We start from the raw sequence: 12,452 nt of genomic DNA on the forward strand, positions 1-12,452 counted from the left end.
CCGAGGGGATAGCGGGGAGGGTTACCGTAGGGGGTATGACCGAGGGCAAACCGCTGCACCTGCTCACCCCGGCCGAACTCCGGGCGCGCTACGGCACGGCTCCCCCGCCGCGCCCGCTCACCCCCCAGGAGACCGAGGACCTGCGCCGGCGGCTCAACGCCGACGGTGATCTCGCCCTGACCCCGGACGAGCACCGCGCCTACTACCAGCTCGGCGTGGTGCGCTACGCCCAGGACGTCGACGCTCTGGTGGCCCGGGTCAGCGCCGAGGCCCTGGACACCGCGCCGGCGTCCCCGGCACGCAGCTACGCGGCCGGCATCCTGGACGCCGTGGCATGGGCCCGCGGGGAGCGGCGGGAGGCCCCCGTCACCGGCGCCCACCCCCGGGCCCGCCTCCCCTCCACAGGCGAGATGCAGAGGGAAGCCGCCGACGCAGCCGAGGTCCTGGAGGGCCGCGCCAGGTCCGGCCACCCCCGCGGCTACATCTCGGGTGTGGAATGCACGCTGCTGTGGCTGGTGTGCAGCGGCAACGCCCACCCCTGGACGTCGTGAGGGCCCGCACCCTGACGGGTACGGGCCCAGCTCACGACCGTTTTACTCCTGGCCTTGCGGCTGGTTGCCTTCCTTGAGCGTGACGAACAGCTCCCACTGTTCTTCCGTCACGCCTGCGGCGTGGGTGATCTCCGCGCTCCTGCGTCGGAGTTGCTGCGCAGACTCACGGTGCTCGAGGCGTAGTTCCTCGCTCGTGTCCGGTGCTTCAGCTGCTTTCAGATGCTCGAGCGCTTCCACGAGGCAGTCGTACGCCTTGACCAGTTCCGACATGACCGGCACCAGAGATCCCACCGCCGTGTCATCACGCCCGACCGGATCTGGCAGGGGGTGCGGTTTCTCCCCGTACTTCGGGCAGTCCCGTGTGAACCCTTCGGCCTGTTTCAGCAGGTAGTCCATGGACCGGCGCCAGGTTTCGGCGTCGGCGAACCGGCGATCCTCAGCCTCGAACCCCGTGGTGTAGCCGCGGTACAGCGTCCACAGGTCCGAGATGATGTCCATGTGCAGCGGCCAGCACCACCGCAGGCGGCGCTGTGTGTGCGGCCACTGGACGAACAGCACGTCCCGAACCCACGACTGGAGTTCCACCAGCCACGCCGCCCGCTCCGCGTCCGGTACGTGGACCCAGCCCGAGGGCGGTTGAGGGTCCGAGTCCTGGCCGCCGCTCGGAGCGCGCTCCAGGCTCTCGGTGATCTTGTTCAGGGAGTCGCCGAACGCCCCTATCCGGGCCCGCAGATCCTGGACGTCCTTGTCGTGTTCGTCCTGGCGATCCAGGACCCTCTGCTGCTGGTCGCCGAGTTCATTGACCCGTGCCCGCAGCTCGGCGTAGTCGATGCCAAGCTGCGCCGCCACCGAGGGCGAGGGCACGCCCGGGGCGGGGGCCCGGTCACCCGGGCCCCCTTCCTCAGGCAGTCCGCCGAGGTATCCGCTCACAGCTCCTCATCCGCTTCCATGGGGGCCGCAGGATTCCACCGGCGTGCCAGCGACCCCGGGCTGACGGTTGACGCGGCGTCCACCGAGACAGCGGACGGGCGCCGCAACGCCGGTGCCTCACCGGGATCACGCCCCGACCGGTCGCTGCCGGAAGACCCCGAAGCCGCGCCCGAGCGCAGTTGCTCGGTAGCGGGCAGCGCGTCCTGGTGGACCTGCTGGCGCAGCTCGGGCATCGCGCTGGGCGTGTACCGGTCCTGGACCGGCGGCAGCGGGGGCAGCGGCAACTTCGAGCGCTTGTCCTTCCAGTACACACGCGCCCTCACCAGAACCGGCCGCCTACCCCGCAGCCGACACACCACGTACCCCTCCGGCACCTGCGTTCCGGGGTTGGTCAGCGCGTCGACATCGTAGGGGCGTACACGCTTCCTCTTCTTCTTCCCGTCCGCGTCGGTGATGACTTCGGAGTTGATGCTCACCGTCCCGCCCAGATGGATCAGCTGGTGGAGGGTGATCTCGTCATCGTTGGTCGGCCACAGCATCTTGAACTTGCTGTTGTTCCAGATCTGTGCCGCCCCCTTGTCGCCCCACCGCTCTTGGTACTGCGCCCAGGACTGCCCCAGGGTGTGGACCTGGATACCGGATCCGGCGGAGTAGGACAACCAGGCCGGCAGCGGGACGGGGCAGATGTTGGCGACCTCGTCCAGCAGCATCGTGAGATGCGGGTCCAGCTTTTCCTTGCTGTGCGTGAGCATCGCGGCGTGGTACAGCTCGGTGGTGAACGCCGACAGCAGCGGTGCCACCGGCGACTGCGTGTCGGCCGGAGGCGCCATGAGGTACAGGCTGTCCTTGCTGCGCAAGAACTTCTCAATCTTGAACTCGGGCATGGTCGGGTGCGGGGTGAGCGCCTCCACGATCGCCTCATCGGCCATGAACCGAAGCGACTCGTTGAGGGTCTTGACGATCGAGCCCCGCGTGTTCGTGGGCGCGCTGTACAGGTCCAGCAGGGCCCGCGCGGCGTTGCGGTCGGCTCCCGGGTGCAGACGCAGGATCTCGTACGGCTCCAGGTCCAGGGAGGTCAGCCAGTCCGCCACGGTCTGCATCGTGACCGGGGGGTGCACGTACTCCACCTCCGCGCCGGACTCCGTTGCCGGCGTCTCCCCCGGCGCGGCCATCACCAGGGCGGCCGCGTGCAGGTACGCCGACAGCGCCGCCGCGCCGGAGTTCTTCCAAAAGTGCGCGTCGTTCAACCCTTGGGAGTTGCTGGCGTAGACGATGGCGTAGGCCCGGCGCACAGCGGTCGCGTAGTCCTCACACCCCGCCACCATGTTCCACCGGAAGGTCGAGCCGACCGTGCCGACCCCGGCCGGGTTCCACACGTGCAACTCACCCAGGGTGGCGCGGTATCCTCCGCTGGCCTCCAGCAGGTCACCGCGGATCGTGGTGCACAGCAGCGGCCCCGGCGCATCCCACGCCAGGAACACCCCGGCGGCGGATTTGCCCTCCTGGCCCGGCGAGAGGATCAGGGAGTTGTCCTGATAGGACGTGCGCACCGTGTGGCGCACCAGCCCGAACCATGCCCGGTGCGCCTTGCCGTGCGCCAACGAGTACGCACGAGGGTCACCGAACCACCGGTCACGCCAGGTCAGCGACGGACGGGTGTGCTTGGAGATCCGGCGCGGCCGACGCCGACCGTACTCGCGGTTCAGCGTCCTCCATCCGGCGAATCCGGGGCCGGGCCACAGGCCCCACCACGTGCGGGTCTGCATTTCCAACCACGTGTGTCGGCGCTGGCGCGTGACCGTGTGACGCCACCACGCGAAGGCACCGGCCGAGATCAGCCCGAAGGCCAGCAGCCCCGGGGCCATGTCCATGAACGCGGGCAGCTCCGGGCCCACCGGAGCCAGGTCGTCGGCGAGCGCCATCTCAAACGCACCGGCCGGCACGAACACATCACCCCCGGCAGGGTCCGCATCCCAACCGTCCCACCCAGGGGCAGGGGAAGCATCGACCACAGCGGTCATCTCGTTCCGGTCCGACACAATCCCCCACTCCCCTTCGGCCTCTTCGATCTCATTGTGAGCCCACATCATGACAGCCCCACCGGTGCGTGATCGGCGCCAGGACCGTGCTGATCCTCCAGTTCATCCAGGTAGACGGTCAGGTAGCTGACCGCGGTGCCGATCGAACTCATCCCCGCAGCGTCGAGGAGTTCGTGCGCGACCTCGCGCACCGCAGCGCGCTGCCGGTACCGGGGGTCCCCGCGCCGCCCGAGGTCGTCATAGAGCCACCGCAGACGCATCTTGCTCGGCGCCGCCTCACGCATGTACTCCAGCTCCACACCCAGCGCACGGTTGGCTTCCCCCAGAGACGCCGCGCGCCGCGCCATGTCGTCCAGCTCCCGCTGCATGGCCGCCATCTGCTGCTGGTGGTGGGTGTCCCTCCGCTCCAGCTCGGCGGCCGCCTGCTCACGCACCCGCTGCAACTCCGCGCGGTGCGCGGCACGCAGCTCCGTCGTGGCGGCGCCGGCATCGGCGCCCACCCGCTCCAGCTGCTCCCGCAGCTCGGCCACCTCACCAGCGTGCCGGTCCTGCATTTCCTGCGTCACCGCGGCGTAGTCGCCCTGGAGGCGCTGGACCTCCTGGAGGTGCGCCTCCTGCATCTCCTGCACCCGGGCGTCCGCGTCAGCGATCGCCGCATTGGCGCGGCCCCGCTCGGCGTCGATCGCCGTCGTGGCCCGCTGGCGCTCGGACCGGATTGCCTCATCCGCACGTGCCCTCTCCTGAGCACGGATGGTCTCGACCTGCTCGCGCGCCGCCTCCTCAGCGGCGTTCGCGCGCGCTGTGTAATCCGCCTGAGCGGCAGCCACAGCCGCAGCCGACCGCCGCTTGATCTCCTCGGTGACGCCTTGGGCCTCGGCCGCGGCCGCCAGTGCCTCGCGCGCCTTGTCGCCCTCCAGGGTCCGCCCAGGAGCGTAGGCGACCTCCGCCAAGTACCAGCTGCGGAACAGCGTCAACGTCCGGAACGGCGAGAAGACCACTCGGCCCACCCACAGGACGACCCCGAAGCAACCGCGGACGATGATGCCCAGGACCGACCAGATCGACGGGTGTTCCACGTGCAGGCCACGCCGCTGCATCGCCCGCTGCTGGATCTCCAGCACGATCGTGTCCGTGGTGCCCGCATACAGCAGGGCCGGACCCACCCACACGATCAGGTGCCCCACCCAGTCCAGCGCGGACGCATCGGCCGGCGGGGCGAACCGGGCGCCGTTCATCAAGACCGAGGCGGCGGCGCACAGGATGTTGCCGATCCGGGCCCGCAGCGGGCTGTCCCCGCGCATCGCCGTGGCCAGCGCGAGAAGAGCGAACACCGCGGCTGCGACGTCCCAGGAAGCGGCGGCCAGGTGATTGGCGATGCTCTGGTCTTCCGAGTCGCCCTTGATGGACTCGGTGTACCTGTGCTGCGCCTCGTAGGAGACGTACATCGTCATCGCCGACACCATGGCGATTCCGGTGAACGCGGCGGTGATGGCGGCGCCATAGCCCCAGTCGCGTGGCTTCCTGGGGGTGTTCGCGCGTTGCGCGAAAGGGTTCCAGGAGACGAACCTGTGTCTGCGGCTCTCGGTCAGGGGTTCGGCGTCCTGCGCTTGCGCAGCAGCAGCCGAATCCTCTCGTCGTAGCATGGTCATGCGAATCCTCTGTGGTTCGGCCCCGGCCGTGCGCTGGTTCTTTGCCGAGAGTGGCGCCGGTCGGGGTGTGGCAGTTCGGTCAGGCGTTGCGGTCGAGGTACTCCCGGAGCGCGGTCTCCACCACGTCCTGCACCCTCAAACCGTGCGAACCGGCGAACGCCTTGACGTCCCGCCGGGTCTGCTGTCGGACACGCGTGGAGAACGGTACGAAGTCGGTTTCTGCTTGTGGAGGCGCTGGCGCCGGCATCGAGGTGTCTCCTTGTTCTGAGTTGTCCTGGTGGTCTGGTGTCATGGGCGTCCTCGCTGATTGACGATGCTGTTGCCCTGAGACCTTACAACCATGTTTGCCTACTTTCATGAAATCATGTTTTCATGAAAACATGCAAGCATGCTTGCATGAAACCTTGCGAGAGTGCAAGGTGGAGATGCGGCCGGGGGCGACCCCGACCACATAAAGGCCCGGGGTCACTGGCGCTGCAACGCCTACCCCGGGCCCCGGAACCGACCTCGCTACAAGGAGATTCCTGTGACCAACCGTACCCCGACCCCGACCTCCGACCCGACGTCAACCACGCCCCCGCTCTCGCGAACCGAACGCGACATGCTCGCTCTCGCCGACGCCCTCGGCGTGAACCGCACCCCTCTGACCTCGGGGAGCTGACCATGTCCGCTCCCATCTGCCCCAAGTGCAAGACGCCGATGCAGTCCACCGGCTCCATCGGAGCCCGGGGCTACTACTGCCCCACACCGGAATGCACCGCCGTGAACGGCCCTCAGTACGTGCTCAACCACGCGCCGCGGGGCGCGCGCGGCCTGGTGGAGGATGCGGTGTGCGGTTACGTCATCAAGATCGCCCAGTGCGTCCGCTGCGGGATCCGTGTTGATTTCGGAGACAAGGAGGAGGCGAGGTACCACACCATGCCGGGAGGGTGCCGGCCGTAGCGTCTAGGCCGGAACGCGTGCGGGCCCAGCCGGGAAACTGGCTGGGCCTTGTCGTTCGTGGGCGATGTCGTTGGGGGCGCATGCCGAGCCTCAAGCCATGGATTGGCGATTAACGCCGTTAATCCGGTGAGTGGTTGTTGACCCTCCAGGAGTCACCCACAGCCTCACGGTGTGGCCTCAGCTGCTCTCGTTGCCTTCTCATGGCTTTGCACCAGGAGCATAATGAGGCGCATGACGATCTACACAGTGGCGGCATGGAAGGGCGGAGTCGGCAAATCGACCATCGCCTACGAGCTTGCCTGGCAGTTGGACGCGGTCCTGCTGGACTTGGACTTCGACGACGGTGGTGTGACCAAGTCCTGGGGATACAACTTCGAGGATCGAGTCAACGCCCCCCTGCTCGACGCGATCAGTTCGGGTAAGACCCCCCGCTTCTTGAACGGGCGCAACAAGCCTGACCTGCTACCGTCTCACCGCGACCTGGAGAGGGTCCAGCCGGACGTTGAGACCATGCAGGGTCTGATCAGGAAGTGGGCGGCTGACTGGGGGCGGGATATCGTCATCGACACTCATCCTGGTGGCCTTCCCCTGACGTACGCAGCCATGGGAGTCGCCAAGGTCACGGTGAGCCCTGTCACCTTCGGCCAGAAGGAGTTCAAGTCTCTTGAGGCCATGACTCGGGAGCTAGCTGACTACCCCATCCTCATCGTGCCGAACAAGACCCCGATCTCTCCCCCGCAATGGGCGATCAACCGGCTTGAAGCGATCGAAGCAGCTGGCTTTGACATCGCTGATCCTCTCCCCAACGAGACGTGGATCCCCAACCGCCAGATTCGCATCCCCATCACACGGGAGCCGGTACCCAAACGAGCCGAGCGTTTCGAGGAAGGAATCCTCGCCCTAGGCGAGAAAATCTTGAGCTATGAGTAGCGGACTGCGGAAACTCAAGAACCAGAGGGCAGAGCGACGCCAGGCACCTCCTCCGGACCACCCTCGGAAGACCTACACTCGGCCGCCGATCACGGTCCCGCTTGCCAAGCTCGCACCGAACCCCCACAACCCTCGGCAGACGATGACCGAGGTGGATGAACTGGCGCACAGCCTGCGCACGGTGGGCCAGAAGCAACCAGTGGTGGCGATGACGCGAGCCGCATATCTCGCCCTCATGCCCGAGGATGAAGCGGTCGTCGGGGATGCCGACCTGGTTGTGGTTGCTGGCTCTCGACGCTTGGCGGCTGCACACCATGCGTCGTTGCCTGAGCTGATCGTTCACGTTGATGACTCACCGGATAGCGCCGCCCTCATCTTGGAAGCGGCCATCGTTGAAAACATGCACCGTGTCGACCTGCACCCCTTGGAGGAGGCCCGTTCCCTAGAGCAACTCCGGGATCTCTTGGGCCTGAACCAGAAGGAACTGGCAGAGCGCCTAGGCCGCACCAGTGCGTTCATCTCCCAACGCCTGAGTCTCCTCAAGCTGGTGCCCGAACTCCAGACTGAGTTTCTTGCCGGCAGGGTGAAGGTCGAGCAGGCTCGTTCGCTGGCTCGGTACGACGCCGCAGATCAGTGGTCCCAGTGGGAGGCACTGATTAACGGCGTTAATGGGGAGGGTGGTGCCGAGGGGGACAGCCTTCCCGTGGCGAGGGTGCCTCAGCCGATTAACGCCGTTAATCCTGACGGGACAAGCAGCTCTCCGGGTGGCTTGGAGGTGGACCGGCACCGGGACGCCACGCAGGAGGGTGCTGAGGGCAGCCAACCACCCCTAGTGCAGCAAGCGACTAACGGCGTTAATGGGGAGGATGGTGCTGCCGAGGGGGACAACCTTCCCGTGGCGAGGGTGCCTCAGCCGATTAACGCCGTTAATCCGGAGGGGGAAAGCGACCGACCTCGGTACGAGCAGTTGACCTTGGAGCTGACGTGGGAACCCGAACAGATCGTAGATGAGCTGCACCAACGGCTCGGAGCCGACAAGTTCAATGAGTTGGCCACTGCGATCCTGGCCCGAGCCACGGTGCAGTAGTTGATCTTGAGTCACTGGGCTTCCCGTGAACGAGAGGACCAGTCTGCCCTGCAAGGCCCTTGCTTCGGCCCCTTGCCCCACCGGGCAGGGGGCCGAAGCATTCCCTAGCTTGCTGGAGCGAGGATCGAGCAGGCTCGTTCCACAGAGCAGTGGTCTCAGCGGGAGATGCTGATTAACGGCGTTAATCCGAACCTCCGATCTGAACGCTGGACCACACGGTTCGTTAGCGCCTTAAGCCATGGTGCTTGCCGCGGGAAGCTCCAGAGACGCTCGGATGGCATGGACCTTGGTCCTAGCGATAGTGGAGGCCACCGGGGTAGCCTGAGCCCACACATGCATCGGCCCCCTGCCATGTCGCCTTGGCAGGGGGCCGATTGCCGTCTTCTAGCGGGCGGAGGGAGCCGCTCGGAGGAATGCGGTCATCTCGTACAGGGACACGGACAGGCACAGCTGGTCGCGGTTCTTAGTGTCGCGCAGATGGGCGGAGTCCCCCGTCTGCGCGTACTCAACGCACTCCCCGCCCTGCGAGCTGTACGTGGACTTGCGGAAGTCCTCGTCGGGCGGAACGGGCATGCTGCTCATGCGTGATGTCCTTCTGCTAGTGCTCGGATGTTGCCAGCGCTCGGATGTACTCCCGGCTGTGGGCCGGGGAGAGCGCGATTCCCCGCAACGCGGCGAACCGGCGCGCGGCCTGCGCGACCACGGTTGGTTCGGCCACGATTTGGCTTCCAGCCATGGTTTCGACATATAGCACGGGCTCGGCATGCGGACCCTCCAAGTGCAGGATCGTGCAAGCCCCGTGCTGCGCGGGATGCGCACCGGCTGAGAACGGTAGCACCTGCACCGTTACGAACGGATCGTCCATCTGGCTCAGGATGTGCTTGTACTGCGCGGCCATTACCTCAGGTCCGCCAATCTGTCGACGGAGAGCCCCCTCATCGATGACGAACTGGGCAGCCAACGGGTGCTTTCGCCGGACCCGCTGGCGCTCCATCCGTGTGCGCAGCCACTCGTCCAGCACCGATGAGGGCTGTGGCGGCACAGTGCCCGCCAGGTCCGCCCGAGCGTAGTCCTCGGTCTGGAGCAGCGCAGGTACGACTTGGGCGTGGAACTGGTCCAGGGAGGTGGCCTGCCTTTCCAGTGGGACGTATCCGATCATCAGGCGACCGCGCTCGGGAACTCCGCGGCGCGGAAGCAGGGCCAGCAGTTCGCCTCTGGCCTCAAGGGCCTTGTCCAGTGCTTCCGCCAGCTTCCGTGTGGGTGGCTGACGCAGCCGTTCAACCTCTCCCACTGCCTGGCGGGAATACCCCGCGAGTTGGCCCAACTCGGTCTGGCTCAGCCCGGCGCTGACGCGTCGGGCCCTCAGCTCATCGGCGAAGCGCGACAACGCCAGCTCGTCCACAGCGGTCTTTTCACGTGCCATGCCGCAAGTATGACAAGTGAATGCCAGTTCTATGCCATGGCATGCTGTGATTGTGGCTGATTATGCGCCTGTCTGTAGCCTCCGCAGGCGCGAGGGGGGACGCTTCGGTTACGGCCCGTGTGGTGTCGGCCACGTGCACCACGGAGAAGGCGGGTCCGGGGATCAAAAAAGCCTCGGCGGCCGCGCGCTAGGCGGCCCCGAGGCTGGTCCTCACCGACACCTTTGCGAGAAGCGGTGAGTACATGAATGCTACCCGTTCGAGAACGTTCAACGTCAATGGCGGGATCCTCCCCGTCTCAGATGCCCCGTCCTGGTTGGACTTCACCGCCCAAGCGGTGACCGTGCTGTCGGGCCGCTTCAACACGGCCCCCGCCCACGCCCGCGCATGGATGAGCGAGACAGCCGCCGGGTGGGGAGCCGCACCGGACCCGATCGAGGCCGCGGCGATCATCGTGAGCGAGCTGGTCACCAACGCCCACAAGCACACCGACAGCGGCCGCGGCCTGATCGCCCTGCGGATGCTGGTGCGCCGCGCCGACCGGGCGGTGCGGATCGAGGTCCGCGACGCCGGCCTTCCCGGAGGCGCCCCTCCCGCCCTGGGCGCGGCCGCGACCGATGCCGCTGCCCTGGACGAGCACGGGCGCGGCCTTTTCCTGGTCGACGCCCTCAGCGATTCCTGGGGTGCCGAGCCGCACGCGGGATGGATGAGCCCACAGGGCGTGCTGTCCGCCGGCACAACGGTGTGGTCCCACCCCACCGGGCTGTACGCCGCATGACCGGCCACGCGACCCCGGAGCCCTCGCGCGGCGCCGGGGCGCGTGCCGTCCCCGACCGACCGAGCAAGGAAGAGCCACCGACGATGCTGACTCTGCCGGACGACAGGACATGGGGCGCGGACACGGTGCCCGTGCCGCCGGCGTTCTGGTCCCGCCCTGATGTGCGCCAGGCCCTGGAGGACCTGGACTTGGGTGCGGTGCTGGCGCTGGTGGAGCGCCATACCGGCCTGTCGCAGGCGGACATGGTGCGGCTGACGGGCATGTCGGCCTCGGAGGTGTCGCGGCACATCAACGGCCGCCGCCGTACGCGCAACATCGAGATCATCCGCGATGCCCTGGACGGGCTCGGCCTGCCGTCGGCGGCCGAGCGGGTGGACGCCATCGCCGCCCGGTCCCCGCAGGCCGAGGCCGGGGAGAGCGGTCTGCTGGAGTCCCTGGCGCGCGGCAGCGCCGGCCTGCTGCTCCAGGTCGAGCGGGACGCCGTCGGCGACTGGTCGGCGGCCGCGGTGGACGCGTATCTGCGCGGGGCGGCCGCCCGGTACCTCACCGTGCCGATCGGGGAGACCCTGTCCGACCTGGTGCGGATCGAGGACCACGTGACCGCGTGGCGGATCCGCAACCCGTCGCCGGCGCGGGCCCGGGAGGTGTGGGCGCTGGCCGGGTGGCATACGGCGCTGGCGGGGTGGGTGAGCGTGGACCAGGGCCGCCCCGACCAGGCCGCGGTGCACGCCCGAGCCGCGCAGGCGTGCGCGGAGTACAGCGGCCACGAGGGCGTGGCCGCGTGGGCGGCGGTGCTGCGCCGCACCATCGCGTACTGGGAGGCGCGCCGCCGGGACGGGGTGCGGTACGCGGCCACCGGCCTGGAGGCCGCCCAGCGGGTCGGCGGCGGGGCGCTGCTCATCACGCTCAGCGCCCTGGCCCAGGACCACGCCCACCTGGGCGAGGAGGACGCGGCCCTGGACCTGCTGGCCCAGGCCCGCCGGGTGTTGCACGCCGAGGCGACCCAGGACAGCGATCTGGCCGGGCCGCTGGCGTGCGGGCCCTCCCGGGCCTTCGGGTACCACGTGGAGACGCTGCTGGACCTGGACCGGCCGGCGGAGGCGGTGCGGGTCGCCGATGAGGGCTTGGAGGTCGCCGCCGACGTCATGGTCCGCAACCCGGGTTCGGAGCGGATGCTGGCCCTGCACCGGGCGTTGGGGCTGGCCCGGCTGGGGCGTGCGGAGGAGGCCATGGCCGCCGTCGCCCTGGTGTTGGAGACGCCCGCCGAGCAGCGGGCCACCCCGCTCAAGCTCCGGCTGCGCCAGGTCGTTCGCGCCTTGCCGTCGGGGGCGGAGACGGACACGCTGAGGGAGCGCACTGCCGCGTTCGTTCGTACGACCTGAGGGAGCCCGATGACGCTGACCGCCCCCGCACCCAGCACCGATGCGACCACCCGGGACCACTGGTGGGTGCGCCCCGGATGGGGGCCCACCACCAGTTGGTGGACCGTCCACGCCACGTTCGGCGGGCAGCCCGGTACCCCGGTGCTGCGCGCGGAGACGGCCCGGCTGCGGCCGCTGGTGGACCGCACCGGCTGGGATCTGATCCCGGACCGGTGGCTGCACCTGACCATGCAGGGGGTGGGCGATACCGCCCAGGTGGACGCTCAGCGGATCACCGCCGTGGCGGCGGCCGTGCGGCGGGCGGTGGCCGGCACCGGTCCCCTGGTGGTGGAGTTGGGGCCGGTGGCGGTGGACGCTGAGGGCATCAACCTGCCCGCCCGCGGGGAGGGCGCCCGCGCCCTGGACGCGGTGCGCGACCGGGTGAGGGAGGCGATCGGCGAGGTGGTGGGCGCCGACGGCGTCGAGGGCGGCCCCGAGTGGCGTCCGCACGTCTCGCTGGCCTACGCCAACACCACCGGCCTGCCGCTGGAGCCGGTGCGTGAGGACCTGGCCGCCGCCGGGGTGCCGGTGATGGTGGAGGTCGACCACCTGTCGCTCATCGCCCTGCGCCGGGACGGCCACCTGTACCGGTGGGACCGGGCCGAAGCGCTGCCCCTGGCCTGACCCGCCACCGCCGACGGCCCCGACCGGATCTGTCTCCGGCCGGGGCCGTACCCGTGTTTTCGGGGAACTTTTTTGCGGCG

The 12,452-nt window shown here is 68.6% G+C and carries 14 protein-coding genes; 8 read left to right on the plus strand and 6 right to left on the minus strand.

The genetic code is table 11. The features are described 5' to 3' along the window. Positions 1-35: 35 nt before the first annotated feature. Complete coding sequence (locus K1J57_RS32600; protein WP_220566049.1) at positions 36-551, plus strand: hypothetical protein; 516 nt, start codon at positions 36-38, stop codon at positions 549-551. A gap of 42 nt (positions 552-593) precedes the next feature. Here K1J57_RS32600 and K1J57_RS32605 read toward each other — a convergent pair whose 3' ends face one another. The 4 genes from K1J57_RS32605 to K1J57_RS32620 form a co-directional block, all read right to left on the minus strand. Next, positions 594-1,481 (minus strand): hypothetical protein, encoded by an 888-nt coding sequence (locus K1J57_RS32605; protein WP_220566050.1) that lies wholly within the window; start codon positions 1,479-1,481, stop codon positions 594-596. Beyond that, positions 1,478-3,571, minus strand: coding sequence for a type IV secretory system conjugative DNA transfer family protein (locus K1J57_RS32610; protein ID WP_220566051.1), 2,094 nt, complete (start codon positions 3,569-3,571; stop codon positions 1,478-1,480). Before K1J57_RS32610 ends, K1J57_RS32605 begins: the two co-directional genes overlap by 4 nt. Continuing rightward, positions 3,568-5,169, minus strand: coding sequence for a hypothetical protein (locus K1J57_RS32615; protein WP_220566052.1), 1,602 nt, complete (start codon positions 5,167-5,169; stop codon positions 3,568-3,570). The genes K1J57_RS32610 and K1J57_RS32615 overlap by 4 nt, the downstream gene beginning before the upstream one ends. Before the next feature lie 79 nt (positions 5,170-5,248). Next, on the minus strand, positions 5,249-5,461 hold the full coding sequence (locus tag K1J57_RS32620; protein ID WP_220566053.1) for a hypothetical protein: 213 nt from the start codon (positions 5,459-5,461) through the stop codon (positions 5,249-5,251). A 234-nt stretch (positions 5,462-5,695) separates the two neighbouring features. On the opposite strand from K1J57_RS32620, the gene K1J57_RS33865 reads away from it, so the two are divergent. The 4 genes from K1J57_RS33865 to K1J57_RS32635 all read left to right on the plus strand — a co-directional run bounded on the left by K1J57_RS33865 (position 5,696) and on the right by K1J57_RS32635 (position 8,128). Continuing rightward, entirely contained in the window at positions 5,696-5,830 is a 135-nt protein-coding gene (locus K1J57_RS33865; RefSeq protein ID WP_255647291.1) for a hypothetical protein, read from the plus strand. A 2-nt stretch (positions 5,831-5,832) separates the two neighbouring features. Beyond that, positions 5,833-6,111: a hypothetical protein gene (locus K1J57_RS32625; RefSeq protein WP_220566054.1), complete on the plus strand. Its 279-nt coding sequence runs from the start codon at positions 5,833-5,835 to the stop codon at positions 6,109-6,111. 231 nt (positions 6,112-6,342) lie between these two features. Beyond that, complete coding sequence (locus tag K1J57_RS32630) at positions 6,343-7,041, plus strand: ParA family protein (protein ID WP_220566055.1); 699 nt, start codon at positions 6,343-6,345, stop codon at positions 7,039-7,041. Further along, a complete protein-coding gene (locus K1J57_RS32635; RefSeq protein ID WP_220566056.1) occupies positions 7,034-8,128 on the plus strand; it encodes a ParB/RepB/Spo0J family partition protein in 1,095 nt (364 codons plus the stop codon). The genes K1J57_RS32630 and K1J57_RS32635 overlap by 8 nt, the downstream gene beginning before the upstream one ends. Before the next feature lie 384 nt (positions 8,129-8,512). On the opposite strand, the gene K1J57_RS32640 is transcribed toward K1J57_RS32635, so the two are convergent. Next, a complete protein-coding gene (locus K1J57_RS32640; RefSeq protein WP_255647292.1) occupies positions 8,513-8,710 on the minus strand; it encodes a DUF397 domain-containing protein in 198 nt (65 codons plus the stop codon). 16 nt (positions 8,711-8,726) lie between these two features. Continuing rightward, positions 8,727-9,551, minus strand: a complete 825-nt coding sequence (locus tag K1J57_RS32645; protein ID WP_220566057.1) for a helix-turn-helix transcriptional regulator — start codon at positions 9,549-9,551, stop codon at positions 8,727-8,729. 341 nt (positions 9,552-9,892) lie between these two features. On the opposite strand from K1J57_RS32645, the gene K1J57_RS32650 reads away from it, so the two are divergent. From K1J57_RS32650 to K1J57_RS32660, 3 genes are all read left to right on the plus strand, one after another. Continuing rightward, positions 9,893-10,327, plus strand: coding sequence for an ATP-binding protein (locus K1J57_RS32650; protein WP_370634703.1), 435 nt, complete (start codon positions 9,893-9,895; stop codon positions 10,325-10,327). A gap of 83 nt (positions 10,328-10,410) precedes the next feature. Beyond that, complete coding sequence (locus K1J57_RS32655) at positions 10,411-11,709, plus strand: helix-turn-helix transcriptional regulator (protein ID WP_220566059.1); 1,299 nt, start codon at positions 10,411-10,413, stop codon at positions 11,707-11,709. 9 nt (positions 11,710-11,718) lie between these two features. Continuing rightward, positions 11,719-12,372 carry a 2'-5' RNA ligase family protein gene (locus K1J57_RS32660; RefSeq protein ID WP_220566060.1) on the plus strand — a complete coding sequence of 218 codons (654 nt, stop codon included), beginning with the start codon at positions 11,719-11,721 and terminating at the stop codon, positions 12,370-12,372. Positions 12,373-12,452: the final 80 nt, after the last annotated feature.

The organism is Nocardiopsis sp. MT53 (genome assembly GCF_019598965.1).
GTDB classification, from domain to species: domain Bacteria; phylum Actinomycetota; class Actinomycetes; order Streptosporangiales; family Streptosporangiaceae; genus Nocardiopsis; species Nocardiopsis changdeensis.